This window comes from Limnobacter sp. (assembly GCF_043511195.1).
GTDB lineage: Bacteria > Pseudomonadota > Gammaproteobacteria > Burkholderiales > Burkholderiaceae_B > Limnobacter.
In genome coordinates this window covers 698,676-724,594 of sequence record NZ_CP121330.1, presented here as the reverse complement: position 1 = coordinate 724,594, position 25,919 = coordinate 698,676, and the positions used below count along the sequence as shown (strand labels likewise).

General features: G+C 54.4%; 17 protein-coding genes. 8 read left to right on the top strand and 9 right to left on the bottom strand.

Going from position 1 to position 25,919, the window contains the following annotated elements:
* Positions 1-3,192: a DUF748 domain-containing protein gene (locus P0D43_RS03445; RefSeq protein WP_394673246.1), complete on the top strand. Its 3,192-nt coding sequence runs from the start codon at positions 1-3 to the stop codon at positions 3,190-3,192.
* On the opposite strand, the gene P0D43_RS03440 is transcribed toward P0D43_RS03445, so the two are convergent.
* Positions 3,193-4,101, bottom strand: a complete 909-nt coding sequence (locus P0D43_RS03440) for a LysR family transcriptional regulator (protein ID WP_394673245.1) — start codon at positions 4,099-4,101, stop codon at positions 3,193-3,195.
* 119 nt (positions 4,102-4,220) lie between these two features.
* Here P0D43_RS03440 and P0D43_RS03435 point away from each other — a divergent pair, with 119 nt between their 5' ends.
* From P0D43_RS03435 to P0D43_RS03425, 3 genes are all read left to right on the top strand, one after another.
* A complete protein-coding gene (locus P0D43_RS03435) occupies positions 4,221-4,997 on the top strand; it encodes a sulfite exporter TauE/SafE family protein (RefSeq protein ID WP_394673244.1) in 777 nt (258 codons plus the stop codon).
* A 49-nt stretch (positions 4,998-5,046) separates the two neighbouring features.
* The gene (locus P0D43_RS03430) at positions 5,047-7,899 is read left to right on the top strand and encodes a hybrid sensor histidine kinase/response regulator (RefSeq protein ID WP_159569466.1); all 2,853 of its coding nucleotides are present in this window, start codon (positions 5,047-5,049) and stop codon (positions 7,897-7,899) included.
* Between the two features lie 125 nt (positions 7,900-8,024).
* Positions 8,025-8,591: a hypothetical protein gene (locus tag P0D43_RS03425; protein WP_159569464.1), complete on the top strand. Its 567-nt coding sequence runs from the start codon at positions 8,025-8,027 to the stop codon at positions 8,589-8,591.
* 15 nt (positions 8,592-8,606) lie between these two features.
* Here the strand turns inward: P0D43_RS03425 and P0D43_RS03420 are convergent, their stop codons facing one another.
* The 5 genes from P0D43_RS03420 to P0D43_RS03400 all read right to left on the bottom strand — a co-directional run bounded on the left by P0D43_RS03420 (position 8,607) and on the right by P0D43_RS03400 (position 13,651).
* Positions 8,607-9,890 carry a triacylglycerol lipase gene (locus P0D43_RS03420; RefSeq protein WP_159569462.1) on the bottom strand — a complete coding sequence of 428 codons (1,284 nt, stop codon included), beginning with the start codon at positions 9,888-9,890 and terminating at the stop codon, positions 8,607-8,609.
* Between the two features lie 112 nt (positions 9,891-10,002).
* Positions 10,003-10,989 (bottom strand): amino acid ABC transporter permease, encoded by a 987-nt coding sequence (locus P0D43_RS03415; protein WP_394673243.1) that lies wholly within the window; start codon positions 10,987-10,989, stop codon positions 10,003-10,005.
* On the bottom strand, positions 10,986-11,813 hold the full coding sequence (locus tag P0D43_RS03410; protein ID WP_341237386.1) for an ABC transporter permease subunit: 828 nt from the start codon (positions 11,811-11,813) through the stop codon (positions 10,986-10,988). Before P0D43_RS03410 ends, P0D43_RS03415 begins: the two co-directional genes overlap by 4 nt.
* 12 nt (positions 11,814-11,825) lie before the next feature.
* On the bottom strand, positions 11,826-12,827 hold the full coding sequence (locus P0D43_RS03405) for an amino acid ABC transporter substrate-binding protein (RefSeq protein ID WP_341237385.1): 1,002 nt from the start codon (positions 12,825-12,827) through the stop codon (positions 11,826-11,828).
* 14 nt (positions 12,828-12,841) lie between these two features.
* Positions 12,842-13,651: a YdcF family protein gene (locus tag P0D43_RS03400; protein ID WP_394673242.1), complete on the bottom strand. Its 810-nt coding sequence runs from the start codon at positions 13,649-13,651 to the stop codon at positions 12,842-12,844.
* A gap of 77 nt (positions 13,652-13,728) precedes the next feature.
* Here P0D43_RS03400 and P0D43_RS03395 point away from each other — a divergent pair, with 77 nt between their 5' ends.
* On the top strand, positions 13,729-14,202 hold the full coding sequence (locus P0D43_RS03395; RefSeq protein ID WP_341237392.1) for an acyl-CoA thioesterase: 474 nt from the start codon (positions 13,729-13,731) through the stop codon (positions 14,200-14,202).
* Between the two features lie 34 nt (positions 14,203-14,236).
* Entirely contained in the window at positions 14,237-14,593 is a 357-nt protein-coding gene (locus P0D43_RS03390; protein WP_394673241.1) for an Hpt domain-containing protein, read from the top strand.
* Between the two features lie 5 nt (positions 14,594-14,598).
* Here the strand turns inward: P0D43_RS03390 and P0D43_RS03385 are convergent, their stop codons facing one another.
* The 3 genes from P0D43_RS03385 to P0D43_RS03375 all read right to left on the bottom strand — a co-directional run bounded on the left by P0D43_RS03385 (position 14,599) and on the right by P0D43_RS03375 (position 22,376).
* Positions 14,599-16,179: an ATP-binding protein gene (locus tag P0D43_RS03385; RefSeq protein ID WP_394673240.1), complete on the bottom strand. Its 1,581-nt coding sequence runs from the start codon at positions 16,177-16,179 to the stop codon at positions 14,599-14,601.
* A 31-nt stretch (positions 16,180-16,210) separates the two neighbouring features.
* Positions 16,211-19,582, bottom strand: coding sequence for a CHASE domain-containing protein (locus P0D43_RS03380; RefSeq protein WP_394673239.1), 3,372 nt, complete (start codon positions 19,580-19,582; stop codon positions 16,211-16,213).
* Positions 19,583-19,712: 130 nt separating this feature from the next.
* Positions 19,713-22,376, bottom strand: coding sequence for a penicillin acylase family protein (locus P0D43_RS03375; RefSeq protein WP_394673238.1), 2,664 nt, complete (start codon positions 22,374-22,376; stop codon positions 19,713-19,715).
* A 162-nt stretch (positions 22,377-22,538) separates the two neighbouring features.
* Between P0D43_RS03375 and mmsA the strand changes: the two genes are divergently transcribed.
* Together mmsA and P0D43_RS03365 are read left to right on the top strand one after the other, a co-directional pair.
* Complete coding sequence (mmsA, locus tag P0D43_RS03370; RefSeq protein ID WP_394673698.1) at positions 22,539-23,723, top strand: CoA-acylating methylmalonate-semialdehyde dehydrogenase; 1,185 nt, start codon at positions 22,539-22,541, stop codon at positions 23,721-23,723.
* Between the two features lie 6 nt (positions 23,724-23,729).
* Positions 23,730-25,919 carry a cyclic nucleotide-binding domain-containing protein gene (locus tag P0D43_RS03365; RefSeq protein ID WP_394673237.1) on the top strand — a complete coding sequence of 730 codons (2,190 nt, stop codon included), beginning with the start codon at positions 23,730-23,732 and terminating at the stop codon, positions 25,917-25,919.

Genomic DNA, 25,919 nt, shown 5'->3' with positions numbered 1-25,919 from the left:
ATGTCAGCACCTCCACGTACTCTAAAAATGAAATTCGCTCAAATCTTGCGCAGCAAAGCGCTGTTGATTCCACTTGCCATCGTTGTGTTCTTCTATCTGTTTGCGTGGGCTGGCCTGCCACGCCTGGTGCACTGGCAAGCTGAAAAACAGGTGCTTGAGCGTTCGGGCCATGCGTTGAACATGGGCCTGCCCGAGATCAACCCCTTCAAGCTGACCGTGCGAATCCCGAAGCTGAACCTGGCCACGCCGGAAGGCGAGCAGCTTGTGTCATTCGAGCATTTGTTTGTCGATGTGTCGGGCACCGACCTGTTCACCGGGCTAATTGCGCTGGATCAAATCGACCTGAAAAACCTGAACCTGAATGTGGCCCTGCTGCCCGAGGGCAAGAACAACTTCACCGCCCTGCTGGATGCCTTTAAAACCGACGAGCCCGAGGAAGAAGAAAACACCGAGCCACCGGCCTTTTTGCTTAGCCACCTGCTGATTTCCGATGCAGCGGTAAATTTCGAAGACCGCCGCAAACCCGATGGCCTGAAAACCACCATCACGCCGCTGAACCTGGAGTTGCGCGACCTGGCCACCCGTTCAGAAAACGATGGTGACTTTGTTCTGAATGCAGTCACCGGCCTGGATGCTGAGTTGAAACTACGCGCGCAAATTCAACTGGCCGACCCTTCTGCGGTGGGTGAGTTTTCACTCACAGGTTTGAATATTGCCAAGCTGGGACCGTTGCTGGCCCCATTGCTACCCACAGCCCCACCGGCTGGCAGTGCCGACCTGGCTTTGAATTTTGATGTAAACCTGAAAGACGCCAGCGAGGAAATTCCGCCCAAGGTATTGATCAACAACATCAATGCAGAAGTGCGCGAATTCAACATTGTTGCCAAGCCACAAGGCGCGGCCGCAGCAGCCCAATTCGACAAGCTGAACATCAACAACGCAAGCTTTGATTTGCAAACCAACAAGGCCGAGTTGGCTGGCATTGTGCTGGCAGGCTTGCAACTGAACCACGGCAACAAGGCCAAAGCCATTGGCCTGAACATCATTGAAGTGGGCCCCATTGCGGTGGACTTGAATGAGCAGCATGCACAGGTAAACAGCGCCACTGTGCAAGGCGGGCAAGTGAATGTGAAGCGCAACGCCAAGGGCGAGCTTGATTTGATGGCGGCGATTAACGACTGGATTCCCCCAGCCAAGCCAGCGGCAAAACAAGCTGAGGCAGACAACGAAACTGCCTATGAATCCAAACCTTGGACGTATGCCGTCAACACCATCGACCTTTCTGGCATTCAAGCCAACATTCAAGACCAAACCGTGAGCCCTGCGCTGAACATTGGCCTGAACAACATTGCGGTTTCAACAAGCGGCCTTACGCAAGACCTTTCGAAAAACCTGCCCCTGAAAGCCAGCCTGAATGTAGCCAGTGGCGGCAGCATTGCAGTGAACGGCACAATCAACCCCAGCACCGCCGCCACGCAAATGAATGTGGAAGTAAATGCTCTGGCACTGAAACCCGCGCAGCCTTTCATCGGTCAGTTTGCAAAACTGGACCTTGCAAACGGTGCCATTTACACCAAAGGCAAAGCCACCTACAACGCCAAGGAACAAGGCTATGTGGGCAGCCTCACCGTGGCAAGTTTGCGCCTGAATGAAACCGGCACGAAAAACTCGTTTCTGGAATTCAAAAAGCTGTTTACACCCGGCCTGCGCGTGAATGCCCAAGGCTTGAACATTCAACGGTTAACACTTGAAGGGCTGGACACTGCGCTGCTGATTGCGAAAGACAAATCGACCAACATCAGCCGTATTTTGGTGAACAAGGAAGAACCGAAAACTGCAGCGGAACAAACAACTGCACCCGCAAAATCCTCCGACAACTCGCCCCCTGCATTTGCAGTGAACATTGATCGCTTTGCGATTGCCGACAGCGAGTTGGACTTTGCAGACGAATCGCTGTTCATTCCGTTTGGCACACGCATTCACAGCCTTGAAGGTGTGGCCAATGGTTTGTCGAACAAGCCCGGCACACGCGGTGAGCTGGCCCTGAAAGGTGCAGTAGACGAATTCGGCGAGGCCGATGCGCAAGGCACAGTCAACCTGCTTGATCCCACCGCTTACATGGACATTGCGGTGAAATTCAGCAACGTCGAAATGAGCAACCTGACCGCGTACTCCGGCACGTTTGCAAACCGCAAAATTGAATCGGGCAAGTTGTCGCTGAACCTGAATTACCAAATCGAAAACCAGAAGTTGAACAGCACCAACCAAGTGATTGTGGACAAGCTGAAACTGGGTGAGCGCGTACAAAGCCCGCAAGGCCGAGACCTGCCTTTGGAGTTGGCCATTGCCATTCTGGAAGACAGCAACGGCCGCATTGATCTGGGATTGCCCATTACCGGCGATTTGAACGACCCGCAATTCAGCTACGGGGCCATTGTGTGGAAGGCCCTTGGCAATGTGCTCACCAAAATTGTGACCGCCCCTTTTCGCGCGCTGGGCGCCTTGTTTGGCGGTAGCGATGCCGATGAACTGGGCAAGATTGAATTCACCGCGGGTGCCAACACGCTAAGCCCCTCACAACGTGAAGGCCTGAAAAAACTGGGCGAAGCATTAACCACCCGCCCGAACCTGGCGCTAACCGTACAAGGCACATGGGCACCTGCCGACAAAACAGCCATTCAAAATTTGCAAATGCGCCGTGCGGTGGCCACACAAGCTGGCGAGAAATTGCAAGCCGGTGACAACCCAGGCCCCTTGGCTTTGAACAGTGAAACCACTCAAGAAGCACTGGAAGCCCTGTTTGAGAAACGGTTCAGCGGCGGTGAATTGGCCTCGCTGAAAACAGGCTTCAGAACAGCCAACCCGGGCAAGCTTGAACAAGGCCTTGCTGGCAAAGCGCTGGGGCAAATTACCAACTTGTTTAAAGACACGCGCGAGTTAAGCGATTCTGAAGTGAACGCACTGAAAGACAAAAACTTTTATGCAGTGCTTGCTCAAAAACTGCAAGACTCGGAAGACGTAAGCACCGCGCAATTGCAAGCCCTGGCCACGCAGCGCCAACAAGTGGTAAGCACTGGGCTTGCTGCTGCTGGCGTGCCAGCCGAACGTGTAAAAACCGATGCACCCAAAGAAACCAAAGCAAGCGATGAAAAAACCGTGCCGATGGAATTGGGTGTGGCGGTGAACAAATAACTAAACAATAAACCCCGCCTTGCTGGGCAGCACCTCGCGGGTTACCCGAATGAATTCACGGGTTTTGGCGGGCATGGGGTTGGCATAGGGGCACACGGCAAATATGTCGGCCGGTGCGCCCGCCCAGTCGGTCAACACGCGCACCAGCGCGCCTGTTTTTAGTTCTTGCTGAATGTCCCATTCAGAACGCAACAACACGCCCTTGCCTTGCAGGGCCCATTGCACAGACACATCGCCGTCGTTCGAACTCACTGGCCCGTGTACTTTCACGGTGGTTTCCTGCTTGCCGCTGCGCAACTGCCAGTTGTTGAAGGTGTGGTTCTCTTGCCGAATCACGAGGCAATCGTGGCGGGTCAGGTCGGCAGGCGTGTTCAACTCGCCAGCGGCCACCGCCAAATACGAAGGCGCGGCGCACAATATGCGCCGGTTGCTGGCCAGCTTCTGGGCAATCAATCGTTGGTCGGGCGGCTCCCCAAAGCGCACCGACAAATCAAAGCCACCCTCGATCAAATCAATGGGGTGGTCGGTCAATTCCAGTATCACTTCCACGGCCGGAAATTCAGCATGGTAAGCCGACACCACATTGGCCACGTGTTTGCGGCCAAAACCCAAACTGGCATTCACCCGCAGCAGGCCACGCGGGGTGTCTTGCCCGGCACGCAAGGTGGCTTCCAGCACGTCAATTTGACGAAGAATATTGCTCCCTTCCAACAAATAGCGTTCGCCCTCGGCACTTAAACCAATGCGTCGCGTGCTTCGGTGCAGCAGGCGCACACCCAGCCGCTTTTCCAATGCAGCCAGGCGACGGCTAACGGCAGGCGGTGTGACATCAAAGGCCATGGCGGCACTGGCCAGACTTTCATGGCGCAGCAATTCGCTGAAAAAGGCAAGATCGGACAATTGCTTCAAAAAGAACTCTTACATTGATTCGTGCGTATTTGTTAATAATATTTTAAATATTGAATCATTGTAGATATTTTTATAATGAATACACTGGGCGCTTCCACATCACCAGCACACCACACCCCATGTCTTGGCTCGCTCTTCCTGATTTGCTCCTTGTTTTGTCGTTGGGCGCTGCCTTGGGTTTCTTTGGTGGACTGTTTGGTATCGGGGGCGGCATTATCGCTGTCCCCCTTTTTATTATTGGGTTTGGCATGGACCAGGCCCTGGCACAAGGCACCGCACTGGTGCTGATGGTGCCGAATTTGCTGATTGTCTGGTGGCGTTACAACCAGCACCACAAACTGCCCTGGGTGGCCGTGGCTGCCATTGGCATTACCGCCACAGTGACCACCTGGCTAACCGCCAAACTGGCTGTGCGCCTGGATCAAGACCTGCTGCACTGGATATTCAACCTGTTCATTTTGGCAGTGGGCCTGCGCATGTTGTTGCTGCGGAAAAACCCCAGCGCAAATTCAAATAGCTCTGACCAACCCCGCACAGCCACCATGCCCATTGTGGGCGTACTGGGCGGCACCAGCATGGGGTTGCTGGGCATGGGGGGTGGCTTGGTGGCCACGCCCATGCTGACCACCGTGTTCAAGCACACCCAAACCACGGCACAGGCTTTGTCGCTGGCGCTGGTGGCACCAAGCTCAGTGATGGCGTTGACCACCTATGCCAACGCCCACCGCGTGAACTGGGAACTGGGTTTGCCGCTGGCCTTTGGTGGCCTGTTCACGGTATCTGCCGGGGTGGCCATTGCCCACTACCTGCCTGAAAAAGCCCTGCGCCGAAGCTTTGCAGCGGTCATGATTGTTGCGGCGTTTTGGCTGATTTTGCAATCACTACACACGCACTAAGCTTTTCCGGTAAGAATAGGGGCTTGTCCACACTTGCCTTGTTTGCTTGATGAAGCTGGCGGCCCTGTTTCGTTTTGTGTTGTTTGCTACTTTGCTTGGCCTTGCCTCCAATGTGTGGATGAGCGAGCGCGCCGACCAATTGCAAACCTCGCAAACAGCGCTGCTGACTGCCCGCCTCAATGCCATCAATGAATTGAGCCTGCTGCAATCGGAATTCGATGCGCTGCAAACGTTGGTGGCCGCCTTTGTGGTCAGCAAAAACAGTCAACACCTGGTGAATTACTACGAGCTGCTGGATGCACATGCTGGTGTACGCAAGTACGCCCGACCTGTCGACGATGTGTACTGGAGCAAACTGATTGCAGGCAACACCCAGGCAGTGCCCCTGATCCTGGCAAAAGGCGAAACACTGGAAAGCCGCCTGCTCGCCCCACAAAATGAAGCGCCCAACCTGAGCGACGATGTGAAAGCCTCGGTGATCACTATTTTGGCGTTGAGCCGCAAGCTGCGCGAACGCGAGCAAATTGTATTTGCCTTGACACAAGGGCTTTACGACCCCGAAGCGAGCAAGTATGTGTCGGAAGCCCCGGTGCGCGACGACCTGGCCATTCAAATGTTGTTCTCCGAAGAATACCTGGGCATGAGCAATGCCATTCGCGCTGAAATTCAAGGCCGAATTCGCGCCGTGGAACTGGGCTTTCAAACCGTGATTGCCGAGCAGACCGACAACATCAAGGCCACTGCAAATTTCGACCTGTATCTGGGTTTGCTGGTCACGTTAATGGCGCTGCTGGGCCTTGCAGTGCTGCAACGATTTGTAGTGGCCCCGCTGCGCGACCTGAACAAAGTCAGCAAGCAAATTGCACAGGGCAATTACAGCGTAACCTTGCCTGAACCACGCTTTGTGACCGAGATGAGCAACCTGGTCAAAGGCTTCGCCTTGATGATTGGTTCATTCAAACGCGAACTGGAGCAAGGCGATGCCGCACGGTCTGCCGAGTTGATTGCGCTGGAAGCGAAAATGGGGCGGGAACGCGCCGAGGCCCAGGTGGAAGCACGCGGCATGTTGCTGGCCAATATGAGCCATGAAATCCGAACGCCCATGAATGCCATTTTGGGCATGACCGCACTCACCTTGAAATCCGATTTGCCCGAGCAGGAACGCAACTACCTGCTGAAGGTGCAAGACGCAGCGAAATCACTGCTGGGCTTGCTCAACGACATTCTGGATTACTCCAAGGCCGAGGCTGGCATGGTGGAGTTCGAGCACATCCCGTTCACGCTCGATGAAGTGCTGGCCAATTCATTTCTCGCCGTGCAAAGCCAGGCGGCCAGTCGCAAACTGATGTTGTTAAACGAAGTTGCACCGGGTTACTCCAACCAGTTGGGCCAACGCCTGGTGGGCGACCCTTCCCGGCTGCGGCAAGTGCTGAGCAACCTGCTGAGCAATGCCGTGAAGTTCACGGAAAGCGGCTCAATTCGGGTGTATTCAAGGTTGCAAACCCGCTCGGACACGGGGCTTGATTTGCGAATTGAAGTGCACGACACCGGCTCGGGTTTGAGCAAGTCGCAAGTGGAACGCATTTTTGAAAAGTTTGCGCAAGGCGACTCCAGCATAAGCCGTGTGTATGGCGGCACGGGCTTGGGCTTGAGCATTGCCCGTGAATTGGTGATTCGCATGGGCGGCGAAATTTCAGTGGGAAGTACACCGGGTGTGGGCAGCTGCTTTTGGTTCTCGGTGCCGGTGATGTACGACAGCGATATTCTGATAGAACCCCTGCCGCTGGGTTACCAAAGCGGCGTGCTGTTGCACCAACCCGGCCCGGTGGCCGACTGCGTAATGTCGGTGCTCAATGCCAGCGGCATGGAAGCGGTGGTGGTGAGCACACTGGGCCAATGCATACAACATTTGAACGACAACACCTGCGACTGGGTACTGCTGCAGTCGGATTTGCTCGACCTTGGCGCCCCCCTGCCTGCCGAGCTGCTGGCGCACTTAAGCAACCCGGCCTTGCGATTAGTGGCCATTGATCGCGACCTGCTGTCAGCCGACAGCACCTTGTTGCAACTGCTGCCCACTGAGTTGACCAAACAATTGGTGCACCTTGCCCACCCTGTGTTGATGCAAGACATCTGCGCGGCACCCAGGGCCGATTTTCAGCTTGTAGAAAAGCCCAACGCTGTGCGGGAATATCCCGAAACCCTGCAAGGCAAAAGGGTGTTGGTGCTGGAAGACCACCCAGTGAACCAGGAACTGGTGAGTTCATACCTGAAGGCCGCTGGCATGCAGGTCACCTTGTGCGAGCATGGGCAAGAGGGTGTGGAATTGCTCGACCCCGATGACGCACCCCACTTTGACGTCATCATTACCGACCTTGAAATGCCGGTGATGGATGGCTATGAGTTCACAGAATGGTTGCGCGACCAAACCCGCTGGATGGACACCCCGCTGGTCGGCCTGACCGGGCACGCCTTTTCTGAAGTACGCACCCGTTGCCTTGAATTGGGCATGGACGACTTTATCGCCAAACCCGTGGAAGCCGGCGTGCTGTACCTCACGCTTGCTGATTTACTGCACACCAGCCCGTCAGCCCCGGAAATATTGCCTGCAACACCCGCCTTGCCCAATTTGTTCATTCAACATTGTGCCGACCTGCCCGCCAAGTTGCGTGGCCACCTGGACCAAATGGACGAAGTGGCCTTTGTGCGTGAAATACATTCCATGGTCAGCCTGCTCGCCTTGCTGGGCGAGAAAGCCTTACACCAAGTGTTCAGGGAATTTGAGCAGGGCTTGAACAACCAAACCACCGACGCCCAAGAAGTGCTGGACCAAATTCGAACTGTGTGGCCCGCGTTGGTGAAGAAGTATTCCGAACTACTCGAGAACACCACCCCCACCTAGGGGAAACCTACCCCCTGAAATGGTGAACCTCCCCGTAAACGGTGAACCCTCACCTATGCGATGCCATATCCGTAATTTGCCGACGACAATACATAAACGATGAACGGCAAGGCATTGGATACAGCATGACCATTCGAGCACCCTACCAAGTGTTGCACAGCAGCCCTTACAAAAAATACTCCTTCGAGCGCGAGGTGTTTTTTGAAACGCTGGGTGCCTGCTGGGCCTTGAGTTCTCGCAACATCAGCGGCCTGTTCGCCATGCAGTTGCAAATCGACTTAAGCCGTGTGCAGTTGTTGTACGGGGTGCCCAGTTCGCATTTGCCCGAACCCCTGCTGTTTCAGTTTCTCAATGTGTTTCAAACCCGACCACGCAATGGTGCCCATGCACAGCACATGCATGCCGAGCACAATGCGCTGGAATTGGTTGAAGACATGAATGAGGCAGACTTCCTGAACTTCACCACGGGTTTTCAAGACGCGGTGAATCAAATTCTTGAGCCACTGGATTGCTGGACCAAAGAATGCCAGCAAGCCCACCTGGCCCTGAAATACTACGGCCTGAACCTGGTGGAGACGGGCATGCGTGAATCGAAGTTCAAGCGCACGTATGCCGACCTGTTGGTGAACTACCTGCTGACCACACAACGCGTGTTTTTGCAGGAAAGCAAAACCTCGACCTACAATTTTTAATCGCGCCGCCAGGTTTCACCCTAAGCGCGGGCGCAGGTGCTGGCGCAGCACCATTTTCAATTCAAGAAACACGTCAGGATCGTTGAGCAAAATCATGTGATGTTTTTGCGCAAAGGTCACCCGTTGTGCCTTGCCGGTGTCGTCGGCCAGGGCGGAATCGGGTGTCACCAAACCGTCGCCCACTGTGGTGTTGAGCCAGGACGAAGTGTGATCGCCAATGGTGGAACCCACCAAGTGAAACATCACTTCTTGCCCATCGCGGGTTTGCAGCGCGCCCATGCCGTAGTCCAAATCGCGAATGCCGCGTGAGCGCACACCCAGAACCCGCCCAATGGGGCGGGCCAATTCAAATTTGCCAAACAATTGCTCGCCTGCAGCAGCAAGGCGGGCCAGTGGCGCACCGGCATGGGGTGAACCCAGGCACACCACGTCGCGAATGGCACGTTTCAAAATAATGTCGTCGTCGGTCAATGCTTCGACCACCGAGCGGCTGATCAGGCCGCCCATGCTGTGGCCCACCAAAGTAATTCCTTCCACCGCCACAGGCCAATTGCGCACCAGCTTGTTCAACATGCGTTTGAACTGGCGGGCATTGGAATCAATGTTGCGGCCCGTGTTGTAACGCAGATAAAGCGAGGTGACCGGGAAATCGTCTTGCAGCTTGTCGCCATAAGGGCGGGTGGCAGGTTCGCTGGGGTTGTAATACATTTGCCAGCTGTCTTCGTTGCAGCACAGGCCATGCACAAAAATGACCAAATGATTATGTGCATCGGGAAACTGGGCCAGCAAAGCGGCCTGATCGGGCTGCAAGGCCTGCCCGTTGGCGTACAAATTCATGTGCACTTGCATGGGGTTGCGTGTGGCTGCCAAGTGGTCGCCAAACACACCATTGATTGCGCTTGAAATGGCAGAAACACGCTTGTCGGTTTTTGCGTTGGGTGCAACAGGCACTGGCAAGTGGTCGACATCGTCCATCAACTCGCCACCCATGGCCTGATCAATAATTTGTGGCGATGCCAAACTTTGGTTGGCTTGCCGCACGACCCAGGCCGCACCGGAAAACACGCCTTTGCCCGCTTCGCGCACTGCGCCATACACCAGATCGGTAATTTCATTGTGAACCGATTCCACCGGCTTGCTGGCATTGAGCGTGGCCGCACCCACAGCTTTGAATGGCATGTCGCTGATGGCGCGGTGGAATTCATGCACCCGGGTGGTGGCTTGCGCAATGGTGTCACCCACAAACATCAGGGTGCCTTCCAGTTTCTCGCCGGTGCTGGGATCTTCTTTCTTGCTCATGCAGTGTCTCCGAATCGGAATTCGAGTGTGGATTGATTTATTAGTGTACAAATGTACACTGAATGTATTTTTTGCGCTAGAAATTCAATTCTAACGAGAGCAATCCTGTTTTCTATTTGACCGTTTTCGACAGACCAAAGCAATAGGCCCAGTACACCAAGCCGATGAACAAATAACCTTCCAGATAAAAGCTGCGCCATTGCACATCGCCCGCCAGGGCAAGGCTTAGCGAACCAGTCAGCTCAAACAAGGCCACAATGGTGACCAGCGAACATTCTTTGAACAAGGTCACGAAGCTGTTGGTGAGGCTGGGCAGGCATGCGCGTATGGCCTGCGGCAACACCACATGCACATTGCGCTGAATCACATTCAGGCCCAATGCTTTGGCGGCCTGCCCCTGAGCAGCTGGCACGGCCTGCAAACCACCGCGCAACACTTCAGCCAAATATGCGGCACTGAACAGGGCGATGGTAAGCAGCACCCGCGTGAACAAATCAAGGCCCTCGCCCGGCAGCCACAAGGGCAAAACAAACGCGGCAAGAAACAGCACGGTGACCAGCGGCAAGGCACGCAACACCTCAATGTAAGCAATGCAAAACCTGCGCAAGGGTGCAAATGCAGATTGCCGCCCCAAGGCCAGCAAAAGCGCCAGCGGAAATGCCAAGCCAAACCCCACCGTGCTTAATATCAAGGTAAGTGGCAGGCCACCCCACAAGTTGGTGGGCACCGTGGGCATTGTGGCAAAGCCACCATAAAGCAACACCGCACTGCCGGGCACTGCGAATGCCCACAAGGTGAACGCTGTGTTGGGCTTGAAAATTCGGGCGGCGGTTGCAAACAACAAGACCGACCACAGCACCAGCACCGTGGCTGCGCGCCATTGTTCTTCTATCGGGTAACGGCCAAACAAATTAAGCCGCCATTTTTCTGCCACCACGCCCCAGCAGGCACCTTGCCCCGCAGCTTGTTGGCAAGCTTGCAAATCAGGGCGAAACACTGCGCCAAGCAAGGCCCAGTCGACCAGCGCCCAGGCCAGCGGCAACAACAGCAATGGCAGGGCCACCCACAAAAAACGATTGAACAACACGGCAGGGTTCACAAGGCCCCCCGATTCACACGTGTGTTAAGCACATTCATTAAACCCGCAGCGACAGCGCTCAGCAGGGCGTAAGTGACCAGAATAATGAGCACGCACTCCACAGCCTTGCCACTTTGGTTAATTGCAGTGTTGGCCACGGACACCAATTCCGGATAGCCCACAGCCACACCCAGCGATGCATTTTTCAGCAGGTTCAAATACTGGTTGGACAATGACGGCACCACCACGCGCAAGGCCAAAGGCAACACCACGTAGCGAGTGGTTTGGGCGGTGTTCAGGCCCAAAGCCAAAGCACCTTGCCGCATGCCAGGTTTCACGGCCTGCACACCGGCACGCACTATCTCGGCAACAAAGGCAGCGGTGTACACCACCAGTGCCAGCAGCACGGCCAAATATTCCGGGCTTAGTACCCAGCCGCCCTCGATCGAAAAACGCCCGCGCACAGGTGCCTCGGAAAATGCGGGAAAAGCCAAACCACTTTTGCTTAAGAACACCGAGTCGCCCCAAGACCAGGCCTGGCTGGCAATGGGCAAAAACTGGGTAATGGCAAAGTAAATGGCCAACAGTTGAAGCAACAAAGGCACATTGCGAAACAGGTTGATATAGCCCCTGCACAGACCTTTCAATAGCGGATGTTGGGCCAATTGCCCCAGGCCAATGAACAGGCCCAGGAAAGTGCTCAGCACAAGGGCAGGCAAGCCGACCTTCAACGTGTTGAGCAAACCCGCCAACAGTATTTGCCAGTAGGGTGAACTGAAAGCCACTTGCAGCCAGCCTTCGCTGAGGCCAAAACCGGCGGGGTCCGTAAGGAATTCAAAGTTCACCGGTTCGCACCTTCAACGCAAAGGCGGGGCATACATCAACCCACCTTCAGTCCACAGCGCGTTCAAACCACGCTCCAGTTTCAAAGGCGATTGCTTGCCCAAATTGGTCTCGAACACCTCACCATAATTGCCCACTTGCTGCACAATTTTAAGCACCCAATCGCGCGGCAAACCCAAGGGCTTTCCCAGATTTTCCGCACCGCCCAGCAAGCGCTGCACGGCCGGGTTATTGCTGTTCAACGCTTGTTCAATATTGGCTTTTCCCACGCCCAGTTCTTCGGCTTCGATCATGGCAAACACCACCCATTTCACGATGGCGAAAAATTCATCGTCCCCGCGCAGTACGGCAGGACCCAGTGGTTCTTTGGAAAACACTTCAGGCAGCACCACGTAGTCATCGGGCTTGCCGCTCTGGCTGCTTTTCAAACCAATCAGTGCCGATACATCGGTTGAAAATGCCTGGCAACGTCCACTGAAAAAAGCTTTGTAGGCGGCCTCGAAGTTGTCATACACAATGGCCTTGGCCGTGATGCCTTGCGTGCCCAGGTAGGTGCTCAGGTTTTTCTCGTTGGTCGTGCCCGACTGCACACAAATTTCCGCGCCCTTCAATTCTTTGGCGCTTTTCACGCCAAAGCGCTTGTGCATCAAAATGCCTTGCCCGTCGTAATAAGTGATCGCGGCAAAGTGCGCATTCAAACCGGCATCGCGGCTTAATGTCCAGGTGGTGTTGCGTGAAAGTATGTCGATTTGCCCAGCCTGCAAAGCCGCAAAACGCTGTTGCGAACTAAGCGGCGTGAACTGCACTTTCTGTGCGTCGCCCAACACGGCTGCGGCCACGGCACGGCACACAGCCACGTCCAGCCCGCGCCACTGCCCGTCACTGCCCAAGGCAGAAAAACCGGCTACACCACTGCTGACCCCACAGCGCACGGTATCGCGTTTCTTGATCGATTCAAGCACCGGGCCCGCCTGTACCGCACCCGCAAGCATGAACCCCGTTAACACAACAAGCATGTGCTTGAACACTTTCACTGGCTGCCCCCCGATTCATACGCACCACTGGCCTTCAACTGCAAACGGCCCAGGTGCTCTTTAATCGCAATAGTACTTTCATCCAGGGCTTGCGGTTTGGGCAACCACTCCCAGAAGGGACGCGCTTCGTTCAACACACGAATGTCGGTGCGCACCGGGTACACGGTGAAACCTGCCTTTTCAAACCACAACACTGCGCGGCCCATGTGAAAGGCCGAGGTGACCAGTGCAATATTGCGCGCGCCTTCGCCCAGCAATTCGCGGGTGCGCAGCGCATTCTCGAATGTGGTGCGCGAACTGCCTTCAAGCAACATGGCGTTTTCTGGCACACCCATGTCGAACATGAACATTTTCATGCCGGGGGCTTCGGCTTCTTTACGCGGGTCTGCACCAAACTGCCCGCCACTTAGCACCAGGCGTGGGGCCACGCCCTGCTTGTACAGCCGTGCGCCTTGCCACACCCGGTCGCCTGCATCGTTCAAATCGGGCAATGCGCGCACACCGTCGTACCGGCCCTCCAACCCGCCGCCCAGCACCACAATGGCGTCCACTTGTGCGGGCAGGGGTCGGTTGGCTTCCATCACCAAGGCTTCATCTTCCAGCGGGCCCAGCAGGGCTTCGCCAACCCAGGGCAAGCTGAACGCCAGCAACTGCAATTGGGCCAAAACCACCGCACGCATCCGCCAGGGGCTGGGCAGCAACATGCCCAGCATCGACAGGGCAATCCACAGGCCCAGGGGGCTTAGCAGCCAAATGGCGTACTTGGTCAGCTCTGCAGCCAAAGCATTCTCCGCAAATGAATCCAAGGCTCATTGTAGACGTGTCACCGCGCCTGCAAGCGCGCTACACTGTTTTCTTCGACCACTCCTGCGCGCGCACCACCATGCCCTTTCCCAACCACCAACTCAGCATGACCGTGCTGATGACCCCCGACATGGCCAACTTCAGCGGCAAAGTGCATGGGGGGCATATTCTGAAATTGCTCGACCAGGTGGCTTACGCCTGTGCAAGCCGTTATGCAGGCATGTATGTGGTCACGTTGTCGGTTGACCGGGTGCTGTTTCGACAGCCCATTCGCGTGGGCGAACTGGTTACTTTTTTAGCCAGTGTGAATTACACCGGCAACACCTCGATGGAGGTGGGCATCAAGGTGGTTTCCGAAGACATTCACAAGGGCATTGCCACCCACACCAACAGCTGCTTTTTCACCATGGTGGCCATGAATGCCGATGGCACGCCCGGCAAAGTACCCCAGCTGGAACCCCGAACAGACAAAGACAAAAAGCGCCATGCCAACGCAGAATTGCGCAAAACGCTGCGCAAAGAACATGACGAGCGAATGAATAATTTAAAGTAAACTTATCGGTAATCTCACACATTAATTCTTGCCAATGAACCTGAGCAGCTTGTCATCTGAAATCGATCTGGAAACCACGCTGGATCGCATGTGTGATGATCACGATCTGCTGCTGGAAATTCTCGACATGTTTTTGGCCGAGTTCACAGCCGAGCGCGCAAACCTTCAGGCGCAAGTCGAGAAAGGCGATTTCGCCAACCTGGCCACCAAGGCACATTACTTCAAGGGTGTTGCTCAAAACCTGGGGCTGCTAAGGTTCTCGCCACAGGTCAAACGGCTTGAAGAATCTGCCAAACAAAACGACTTGGTGAACTGTCAGCAAGCGGTTGACGAACTGGCTGACATTGCCCGCCAAATTTTGGCGCTTCGCCAATGTGTTCAACCCACCTGAAACAGTTAAACCTGCTTCAGGTATTTGCCTAGCACCTTAATCAACTTGTCGCGTTCAAGTGGTTTGCTCAGGTAGTCGTTCATGCCGGCATCCAGACACTTCTGGTCCTCTCCAACCATAGCATGGGCGGTCAGCGCCACCACGGGTATGTTTTTGTTAATGCCGGGCACTGTACCGCTTCGAATAAGCTTAGTGGCTTCGTAACCGTCCATCACCGGCATTTGTCCATCCATCAGCACCAGGTCGAATGATTCTTTCGCAAGCAGGTCAAGCGCCTCTTGCCCGTTGTTGGCAATTTTGGACTCCAGGCCCAGGCGTTCCAGCACTTTGCACACCACCATTTGATTCATGGCAGCGTCTTCAACCACCAGTATTATTCCGCGAAATTTCGCAACGGCGGGTGCCGCAAAAATCTGCCCAGCGGCGGGTTCCACTGTGGCAGAATCAATCGGTAATTGCACTGCCAGCTTCAAAGTGAATACCACCTCGGTTCCCTGATTCGGCTTGCTTTGCATGTGCACCTGCCCCCCCATAAGCTCCACCAGTTCTTTCACAATAGCCAAGCCAAGGCCGCTGCCTTGCGCGCGCCTTGTGCTGGAGTTGTCTACCTGTGTAAAACGTTTGAACAGGTTCTTTTGATGCTCGGGAGCAATACCCACACCGGTGTCTTTCACGGTGAATTCGAGCACAGCCTGTTGCCCGGTTCGGGACACTTCCCGACAGGTCACTTTCACATGGCCCACATCGGTAAACTTGATGGCATTGCCCACCAGGTTCAGCAAAATTTGCCGCAGTCGCACGGAGTCGCCCAGATAAGTGACATCAGGCACAGCCTCGGCAGGGCAGTGTAATTCGATGTTTTTGCTTTGTGCTTCAAAGGTCAATGCCGCTTCAACATCGGTAAACACCTCTGCCAGTTCAAGCGGGTTGTTGCGCAAAGTCATCTGTCCGCTTTCCACTTTTGAAATGTCGAGAATGTCGTTGAGCAAGCCAAGCAATGAAGCAGCACTGCGCTTGGAAGCCGCAGCAAGTTGGTGTTGTTCAGGTTTCAATTCCGTGTCGAGCAACAGATCGATTGTGCCCAATACCCCATTCATTGGCGTTCGAATTTCATGGCTCATATTGGCCAGAAAGGCCGCTTGCGTTTTTTGGGCCTGAAGCGCGAGTTCTTGAGACTGTCGTCTCGATTCAATTTCTTGCGCCAAGGAAGAATTGATCTGGGTCAGTTTGGCCAGATCGGGCAAAGCCATGATGTGCTTCAATTTGGGTAGCAGGTAAATTGCCGTGGCAATTGACACCAGGGCAGTGACCATTTTTGTAATGCCTTGGGTGTAATACAGCGGAACCCACAGGGTAAGAATACCCATGACATGCGTTACGCCGCAGGCAAGAATGAATGCCGCAAACAAATAATAAACGGGTTGTAACACCGCATCGGGTCGGCGCTTGGCCACATAGACGATACCGATCGGGATCGAAAAGTAGGCGATTGCAATCAGCAGGTCTGAAATAACATGCATGGCCAGCAGTTGCGGATTCCATGCAATGCAAAAGCCATGCGGCAGGTACTCGGTCACGTTATTCATTTGTATCTACCGACAGTTATAGGTGTGTATTTCAAGTTAACTCAAAAATTCTCTGGCGTATCCTGTCTACATCAATTGGTTTGCTTAAGTGTGCGGTCATGCCGCAGGCCAGTGATTTTTGAATATCTTCATCAAACGCATGCCCACTCAAGGCCACAATTGGGGTGAACTTGTTCAAGGCACTTTGCCCGCGAATCTTCTGTGCGGTTTCATAGCCATCCATGCCCGGCATGCTGATGTCGAGAAATATCAAATCAAACTTTGTTGTTTCGCACAATTCAAATGCGCTTAGCCCATCGCTGGCTTGCTCCACCCGGTGTTGATCATGCTCCAGTATCTTCCTCAAAACCTTCAGGTTCAGGGGCATGTCATCTACGATCAAGATATGGCGTGGAGATACAAAGCCAACCGAATTGTCCTTGCTGAAAAGTGGTCGCTCAATGTGTAACTCTTCCAGAGGAACTTCGACAAAAAAAGTGGTGCCCACATTTGGCTCGGAATTGAACCACAGCTTACCGCTCATGGCACTCACAATCGCCTTGATCACGCTTAAACCCAAGCCAGTTCCACCAAATTTTCGGAATGTGGAGCTTTCCGCCTGGTAAAAAGGCTGAAAAATACTGCCTTGACTTTCTTTCGGAATTCCAACGCCGCTATCGGCCACCTCGACACACAACACATTGACTTCATCATTGCCGCGCCGGTAGTCCACCTTCAGCGACACCTGTCCTGCTGATGTGAACTTGACTGCATTGGACAGCAAATTGTGAAGCACCTGCCGCAGGCGAGTTGGGTCGCCCGCCAAAGTTGTTTCAGCATTGAATCCAGTGTAGTGGGCTTTAAACGCCACGCCTTTTTCCTGTGCTGGAATTTGATGCAGCATGCAACACGAATCCACCTGCTCTTTCAGATTAAATGCCACATGCTCCAGCTTCAGCTTGCCGCTTTCAACCTTGGATATATCCAGAATGTCATTGAGAATCACCGTGAGTGTTTGCGCATTGCCTCGCAAAAATACGGCATCTTTTTTCAGTTCTTCATCCTGAATTTTTTCAGCCAACAGACCAGCCAAACCAAGAATGCCATTCAAGGGCGTTCTGATTTCATGACTCATCACCGCGAGAAACGATGATTTTTGCCGTGAAATCAATTCGGCATGCAGTTGCGCCCGACGGGCCTCGGAAATATCTTGCATCAGCACATACAAGCCCACGATCTTCTGATTGGTCTGATGCGGTATGTAATGAATATCAAAATAACTTGGCATGTCGGTGCTCAACCAAACCTGCTGTTCAAATCGGATGGGACGCCCTGAGAGTGCCGCCTGAATATGAATACTGTTGATATCAAACAACTGCTCAAACAGGTTTCCTTTCTCGGAATCTGTCTGAATTTGTCTGGCTTTGTCGATGAATTCCTGCAAAGGTCGGTTTGCCAATTCATTGCTCAAGTGTCGATTCCAATACCCGATCATACTGGGTACTGAATTGAGGATGTCGCTCAGGTTTTGCTGTGCTTTTTGCAGCGCAGCGGTGCGTTCCTGCACTGTGCACTCCAAGCCTGTATTCAAAGCCAGAATTTCCGTTTCTGCCTTTTTCCTCAACTGGATGTTGGTGTTCGACCCAATCCACTTTAAAACATGACCGGCGTCATCTTTGAAAGACACCAGTTGCATGTCATACCATTCATAGTCCGCATCAGAAAGTCGCTTCAATCGACATTCGGTTTGGCCACTTGTGCGATTTTGCATGGCCTGCGCAAGCATTTCCATAACCCGCGCACAGTCCTCGGGATGAATACTGCTGTGGAATTGTGCATCCGCATGCTGTTCTGTTGTTGGTCGCGCGCCCCATTGATCACTGAGAAAATCCACCTGTCCTTCTGCATTCATGGTCCACACCAACTGCGGCAATGAATTGGCCAAACCTCGCCAGCTTGCCTCACTTTCCTGAATTCTGGAGAGAAAACGAACCCGCTCTGTGATATCGCTGATCCCGGCCAGCACATACCGCTTATCATTCACATGAATACTGTTCAGGGTGACCTCGAGAGGAAATGTTTCTCCATTTGCACGCAGACCGAAAATTTGCCGTTGGTTGGCCATTTGTAGATACCGACCATCGTATTCCTCACGGTTTTTGACATGTACCGCGCGTATTTCAGTGGGCACAAGCATTTCAACCATCTGCCCCAGAAGTTCCTTTTCGGCATACCCGAACATCTCTGCAATCCGTCGGTTCAGGCGGACAATTCGCCCCTCGGAGTCAACAAGTAAAGAGCCCATGGAGGAGGCTTCAATAATGGACCCGGTCAGTGCCAGTTGATGTCGCTGCTCAATTACCGAGCGTTGCTTGGCCACTAGCAGCAAGTAGGCCACCACAAACAAACTGAAGTTAACAAGTACAAGCAGAAAACCAGTAAAGCCCATGTTGTACGGTTGAGGCTCTAGGTAAATGGATGGCATGGCACTGACCTCCATTCGCCAGGTACGGCCATGCACTTGAAACTCAATTGAATCTTTCAGTTCATGGCTGGCAACATGCCACCCATCGGTGCTGTAAAAGGGCTCGGAATTGCTTGCATCAGTCACATCGGTCAAGCGAACAGCCAGGTGATTGGCAGCAAAATTCACGTGCTGGATAATTTCATTGAACACCAGTACCGAATAAGCCCAACCTTTCAGCATCGGCTTAGCTTGCGCCGTTGCATCGTTACTATTTGGTGTGTCGTAAATTGGAAGAAGAAGCAGGAAGGCAGAATCCTTTTTTTCCAGTGCCTGCAATACGGTAATTGGACCCGTCAATGTGGCTTTGCCTGAAATGGCAGACAAATCGGCGGCAGTTTTTCGATTAATTTCAGACGCAATATCAAGGCCGATGGCGCTTTTGTTTCTTGCATAGGGCTCAAGGTAGCGAATGATGTATTTGTCGCCTTCATGTTCACCCAACGATCTTACGGACGTATTTTGGTCATATTCAACGCGTAGCGACGCTTCAACTTGAGCCAACTGCGAATTCGGTACGCGATAAATAACACCAAATCCGCGAGCTCCCGGAAATTCGCGATCAAAATCACGACTGGCAGCATATTTCAGATAATGTGCTCTCGTGAAATGATCGAACCCCACAGAGGCCACGGCACCCCGTGCACCACGCACGCCGTACTCGTACAGTTGCATGCGTTGTACGACCAGCGATCGCACTTCAGCAATGTTGCTGTGGAACAAATTTTCAACGCTTTGTGCATTTCTCGTTGCGTAGGTATGCCCAAGTGCGAAGGACAAAGCAGCACAAAGGAAAGCAAACCCGGCGAGGCTGAGTGTGTCTCTTTTCTCCAGCTTCTCAAGTTTGCGGCCAACCGAAGCCGAGGCGTAGGCCCCGGTGCCAGACTCGAACTGTTTCATCGCGAACGTTCCCCATTTTACAACTCGATGTTGCATCGATGGGAGCAAGCCGCATGCGCGAATAAAGGGCGGTTTTAGCCCCTTATTCGGTTACTTTACAATTGTTGCCAATTTAACACTTATGGCATGCTCAGTTTGACGCCCTTTGCTGGCGTAGCACTTTGGTTTCACCAACCTTAGCGGCTTGAATCTGCGCGTTGGTATAAGGCAACCGTGCCCAGTTTTTCTCGGAGTACGCTTTGGTGTAATCATCAAAATGCGGGTTGGCCGGGTCAGTCGACAGTGAATAAGTCAACATGGCATCGGCTTGTGGCTTGCCTTTGTCATCCCAGGTTACCGCCTGAATGTAGCTGTTGCCGAAAGTCACCTTGTAGCCTTCTGAATTCAGGCGACCGGGTTCGGTGCTCACAATAGTGAATGCACCTTCCGGGCTTGTGCCGCCGAAAATTGGCGTGGCACTCGCTTGCACGCCTGATTTCTGAATATTGCCCAATGGTTCGTCCAGCGCGAAACCCGCCGCCTGCACCGCCAGAATGGCATCCGCCAATGCGGCAGAAGTGAAGGGATTGGCAAGATTCAAGGTGTTCGGTGTATTCAACGGATTTGCAGCGTTGAACCCATTGGTCCACAAATTGGTCGGCAATGACAAAGGCACTGGCACATCAAAAGGCAAATGCAGTTGCGGTGCACCCACGGGCAGGCCCCCGGGGTTTGCAATGGCACGGCGCCAGAATTCACGCCACAGGTGCGCGCCTTTGCTGTCCAGGTTGGCCCTGCCATCCCAGGCACCCAACGCGGCACAGGCATCGGCAGTTTGCACTGGCATCAAACCGGTACTCAGCAACACCGGCACCTGGCACAACGCATCCACCACCGATTGCTTGGCCAAAGTGGCTGAGTAAATCTCGCTGCCCAATGCAATTTCTTTTAGATTGTCTTGCGTAAAGCGATTGCCTGGCAGGCCATCGGCACCGCCCAAGCGGCGTTCAGCTTGCAGGGTACACAAGCGGGTGCGCAAAGTGCGTTCTGCATTTTCATCGCCAATAATGCGATTGAAACCGGTCAGTGGCTGGCGTGGGTTACTGAGCCAATGGCTGTCATTGCAGTTGGTTACATAATCGTCGCGCTGTAGTGTGGGCAGGTTGCCCGCGCCAAAAATACCAGGCGCAGGTGCATCAGGGTCGCTGCCCCACTCGCAGGCTTCGCGGGATCCGTCCAACACAGGCAAACCGGGCGACAGCTGACCCACCACAGAGTTGAATGGCTCGGCGGCACAATCCGCAACTTTTTCATCAGTCACATGCGGCACCACGGTGACATCGCCATAGTACGCAGGCTTGCCTGGCCCACTGGCCACAGTATTCACCCAAGGCACACCCAGTTCGCTGGCATGCAAGTCAATGAATTCCTCCAGCGACTTGGCCAGGTTCCACTTGGCAAACTGATTAATCAGGCGATCATTTTCAAGATTGGCATCGCGCAGGGTAAAGGCCATCAACTGGTTCCAACCCAATACAGGCACACCACTGGCCTCCAGTACCAGCATGGGGCCATAGTGGCTCCGGTACATGGTGCGTTGCATGGTGGTAATGCTGCCATCGGGTTGCTTCACTTCAATTTCGGTGGGCAATGCGATCAAGTCGCGCATTTCGCCCTCGTACAGGTACTGGGTGGGGTTGACCGGGTTGATTTGCAACTGGTACAGCGTAAATCGAAAGGCGGTTGACACCGTGTGGCTCCAGGCCACATGTTCATTAAAACCAATCAACACCGCAGGCACGCCGTAAAGGCCCACACCCATGATATCCATGGTTTTTTCGCCATTTGCTTCCAGAATGTTGTGGCTCAGGTAAAGGCGCTCAGTACCCTTCCACGGAAAGTGCGGGTTGCCGTAGACCAACGATTGGCCGTTCGCAGTTGCATCCTTGCCAAAGGCGTACATATTGCTGCCAAAGTGGTCTTTGTTCTGCATCGCCGTGAAGGGGTTGGGATTGGCCTTCAGCAAAGCCACCTGCTGGGCGGCACTGCGGCCCAGCTTTTGAGGGCTTGCACTGGCCACGGGCAATGTAGCGGGGGGTTGGGCATTGCCAATTTCGCTTACAAACACCGAACTGCTGGCCAACACGGCCAGGCGCACAAATCGGCGGTACATGTCGTCAGCCGTAATTGGGGCCAGCCATTCGGCATCGGAACAGGCGGCATGTGCGGGCAATTTGCTGCCATCGGCCTGCTCATACTCATGTTCACCGGCCTTCAGTTCCGCAATGTATCGGTTCACACCGTCGGCATAGCCAGCCACCACATTCTGAAAATCGGGAATGGTCTTGTCGCGTGTGCGCTGCCAGGCATTGCGGGTTACACCATCGGCGCCCTCCTCCTCAAAAGCAAACAGGCTTTTCCAGAAAAAGTCACTGGCCACGTTGTTGGCTGTCGATCCATTGGGTTCAATCGTGTACGTGCCATCCGGGCCAAAAAAGCGTGAACGTTCACCGCGAATAGTCAGCAAATCTTCAAGGAACACGCACAGGTTGTCTTGCGCAAAAGCATAACCCTGGCCATAACCCAAACTGCTGTAATCCTTGGCGCGAATGTGCGGCACACCGTAGGTGGTTCGGGTAATGCTGACATCGTATTTCAGGTTGGGGTTTTCATTCGGGTTGGTGCGGGTGTCCGATCCCGTAACCGCGTTGTCACTGCTGCCCAGGCAGCCCGCCAACACCAGCACCGCAGCACTGGCTGCAACCCACAATTGACCACGCCGCAACGCGGCCCTGTTCTTCAAGCCTTTAATCACCGCTGTCTCCTCTGCTTTAATTCTGGGCCTGCCTTGGTGGCGAGCCTTATGCTATTGGTACTGCCAATAGCAACAATTGGATTAAAAATCAGGGATTTACTGACACGACTGCAGTAATTTGCGGGCATTGCCTAAAAAATCAAAAGCTTGGTGTAAGCACCGATTCAACCCAGCCCCGCCTTGCGCGACAATAGTCAGCTTCAGAAGCAAACCAGCAGGCCCAGACACATGCAACCCTACAACAACGATCAAACTGTCGCCCACTTCATCAATGGCACCACCGCAGGCATTACGCCATTCAACTTCCCCTGCATGGTGCCTTGCTGGATGTTTCCCGTGGCGATTGCCTGCGGCAACACCTTCATTCTCAAGCCCAGCGAACGCGACCCCAGCGCCGCCAACTTCATGGCCAGGCTGTTCAAAGAAGCAGGCCTGCCCGATGGCGTGTTCAACGTGGTACACGGCGACAAACTGGCCGTTGAAACCCTGCTGAACCACCCCGACGTGGCTGCACTCAGCTTTGTGGGTTCTACTCCAATTGCGAAATTCATTTATGAAACTGGTGCACGCAACGGCAAGCGCGTGCAAGCCTTGGGCGGCGCAAAAAACCACCTGCTCGTAATGCCCGATGCGGACCTGGACCAAGTGACCGACGCACTGATCGGTGCCGCCTACGGCAGCGCAGGCGAGCGCTGCATGGCCATTTCCGTGGCGGTCATGGTGGGCGACGTGGGCGACAGGCTGATCCCCAAGTTGGCGGCCCGCCTGAAAACCCTGAAAGTGACTGATGGCATGGACTTGTCCGCCGAAATGGGTCCAATCGTGACCTCGGAGGCGCTCAAGCGCATTGAAGACTACGTGCAGATTGGCGTGGATGAAGGCGCCACACTGGTCGTCGATGGTCGCGGACAAAAACCCGCAGGCTTCGAAAACGGCTTTTACACCGGCGGCACCTTGTTCGACAACGTAAAGCCCGACATGCGCATTTACCTGGAAGAAATTTTTGGCCCGGTACTTGGCTGCGTGCGTGTGGGCAACTTTGCCGAAGGCCTGGAGTTGATCAACAGCCACCAATACGGCAATGGCGTCAGTTGCTACACCCGCGACGGCAACGTGGCCCGTGAATTTGGCCGCCAAGTGCAGGTTGGTATGGTTGGCATTAACGTGCCCATTCCGGTGCCCATGGCGTGGCACGGTTTTGGTGGCTGGAAGGCCAGCCTGTTTGGCGACATGCATGCTTACGGTGAAGAAGGCGTGCGCTTCTACACCCGCCAGAAATCCATCATGCAGCGCTGGCCGGACAGCATCGAGAAAGGCGCAGAATTCGCGATGCCCACCTCGAAATAACACCGCTTGAATACCGAACTCAAAGCGGGCGCACTGGTCGCATTCGGTGGATACGCTCAAGCAATTGTTTACGGCATGCTGGCCTTTGCTCCTTTGGGGCAAGCCGGCCTGGCCTACGGCATTTACGCTGGCCTGGCCAGTGCCCTGATTGGCGGTGTACTGGGTGCCCTCCTGGGAAAGGCACCCGTTCAATTCGGAGGCCCACGTTCTTCAACCGCGCTGATTATTGCCGGGTCCCTGCTTGGTTTTTTACAAATCACCACCAATCACTTTGAGTTGATGTTGTTGCTGGCGCTTGAAATCGCGCTGGCTGGCCTGCTGATTGCACTGGCCCAGCAACAGGGTGTAGGCAAGTTGATGCAGTTTCTTCCCGCGCCGGTCCTGATCGGAATGAACACCACGCTGGGTTTGTTTTCGGCCTACAAACTGCTGCCAGCCATGATGGGCTTTGCGGTGTACACCACCGCTGTGCAGGCGGCGGCCACACCCGCACTTTTCTCGCCCATGGCACTGGGTGTGTCGGCAATTACAGTCGGCGTGCTGCTGTACTTCCGCGCCATACGGCCCAACCCCTTGGGCCTGGTCTACGGCCTGGCCTGCGGTTTTACGCTGAATGCCATGCTGCTGTGGACCTGGCCAGGCGCACTGCCCGTGCAAACCGTGGCTGCCATGCCGAGCCACCCACTGTTGCAAACCCTGCAAACACCGGGCTTTGCGGACAGCATTCAGGCAATTGTCGCATTGTTGCTTAGCACCCCGGGTCTGCTGCTCCAGGTGTTGGTGGGGGCTGCGGTACTGGCTTTGCTGGTGGTGCTGGAAAGCATGCAATCACTGTTGCAAGTGGACCAAACCCTGGGCACACGCCACAACACACGGCAAGAATTGAACACTTTGGCGATCAGCAATGTGTTGTGTGGTCTGGCGCTGGCCTTGCCCAGTTCCAACTATTTTTCCAGAAGCAATGCAGGCCTGGGCATGGGTGCGAGAAGCCGTCAAAGCGAAGCGTGGTACGTCGGTGTGCTTACCCTGCTATTGATATTCACCTGGCCAATTCTCGCGCAGTTGCCACTGCACATTCTGGCCACCGCCGTGGCAGTCAGTTCGCTGTTTCTGATTCAGGGCAGCACACTTCGATTGATCCAACGGTTTGCCTTGCCCTCCACACGCAAACAAATGGCGCCCACCGAACGATTCACCGTGTGGGTGGTGCTTTGCATGGTGTTTGTCACCGGCATCAGCAACCTGTTAATTGGCACCTTGGTTGGCGTGCTGTTTGTGGCCGCCTATTTTCTTCAACAACAATCGGGCAGCGGGTTGCGCAACATCGAGTTCAAGCCCGCCGCACGTTCGCGCAGCATGCGCCCGCGCGCGCACCGCCAACACCTTGATACGGCCTTTGAACATTTGGCCTGGGTTCTCTTTGAAGGCAATCTGTTTTTCGGAAATGCACCAGCCATTGCCATTCGCCTGCACGACGAACTTGTTCCCGCGCAGTCTGTTGTCCTCGATTTCACACACTTGCGCTACATCGACGACACCGCCTGCGACTGCCTCGAAAGGCTATTGAAACAAGGTTTGCAACATGTGCGCACCGTTGCCGTGTTGCCCACCCATGAACAAGCCATGGGCGGTGAATCCTTGTTGCGCAGCTGCCTTGGCCGCTTGGGTATTGCCACGCAAGGCCACATCGACGATGCCTTCTGGCACATTGAAAACCAGCTGCTGGCACCCCTTGCGCTTGAACAGGCAAGTTGCAGCGCCGAAGATGCTTTGAAAAACAGCCACCTGTGTGACCACATGAACCCGGATCAAATCGCCGGTTTTTCTGCCCACTGGAACACCACCGTGCTGCCTGCTGGCCAGACCCTGTTCAGCGAAGGCACCGAGCCTTGTGGCTTGTACGTGTTGCTGGAAGGACAACTGAGCGCCTGGCACCACACAGGCCACAGCAATGAAAGGCTAATGCGCTTCTGCCCCGGCAGCATGGTCGGGGAAATGGCGCTGATTGATCGCAAGCCTCGCTCGGCAACAGTGCGCGCTGACAGCCATTGCACGCTTCTTTTTCTACCCACGGCGCAATTCGAGCAGTTACTTGCCCGGGCGCCAGACTTGGGTCACACCCTTCAAAATAACCTGTCCAGAGAACTGGCCTTGCGAATTCGCCTGGCCAACCAAAGCCTTGCTTTGGTGCAATAG

Excerpts from the sequence above, each read along its gene's own strand:
- P0D43_RS03430 (WP_159569466.1), top strand. The coding sequence starts at position 5,047 with ATGAAGCTGGCGGCCCTGTTTCGTTTTGTGTTGTTTGCTACTTTGCTT.
- P0D43_RS03395 (WP_341237392.1), top strand. The coding sequence starts at position 13,729 with ATGCCCTTTCCCAACCACCAACTCAGCATGACCGTGCTGATGACCCCC.
- P0D43_RS03380 (WP_394673239.1), bottom strand. The coding sequence starts at position 19,582 with ATGAAACAGTTCGAGTCTGGCACCGGGGCCTACGCCTCGGCTTCGGTT.
- P0D43_RS03390 (WP_394673241.1), top strand. The coding sequence starts at position 14,237 with ATGAACCTGAGCAGCTTGTCATCTGAAATCGATCTGGAAACCACGCTG.
- P0D43_RS03405 (WP_341237385.1), bottom strand. The coding sequence starts at position 12,827 with ATGCTTGTTGTGTTAACGGGGTTCATGCTTGCGGGTGCGGTACAGGCG.
- P0D43_RS03425 (WP_159569464.1), top strand. The coding sequence starts at position 8,025 with ATGACCATTCGAGCACCCTACCAAGTGTTGCACAGCAGCCCTTACAAA.
- P0D43_RS03435 (WP_394673244.1), top strand. The coding sequence starts at position 4,221 with ATGTCTTGGCTCGCTCTTCCTGATTTGCTCCTTGTTTTGTCGTTGGGC.
- P0D43_RS03445 (WP_394673246.1), top strand. The coding sequence starts at position 1 with ATGTCAGCACCTCCACGTACTCTAAAAATGAAATTCGCTCAAATCTTG.
- P0D43_RS03420 (WP_159569462.1), bottom strand. The coding sequence starts at position 9,890 with ATGAGCAAGAAAGAAGATCCCAGCACCGGCGAGAAACTGGAAGGCACC.
- P0D43_RS03385 (WP_394673240.1), bottom strand. The coding sequence starts at position 16,179 with ATGAATAACGTGACCGAGTACCTGCCGCATGGCTTTTGCATTGCATGG.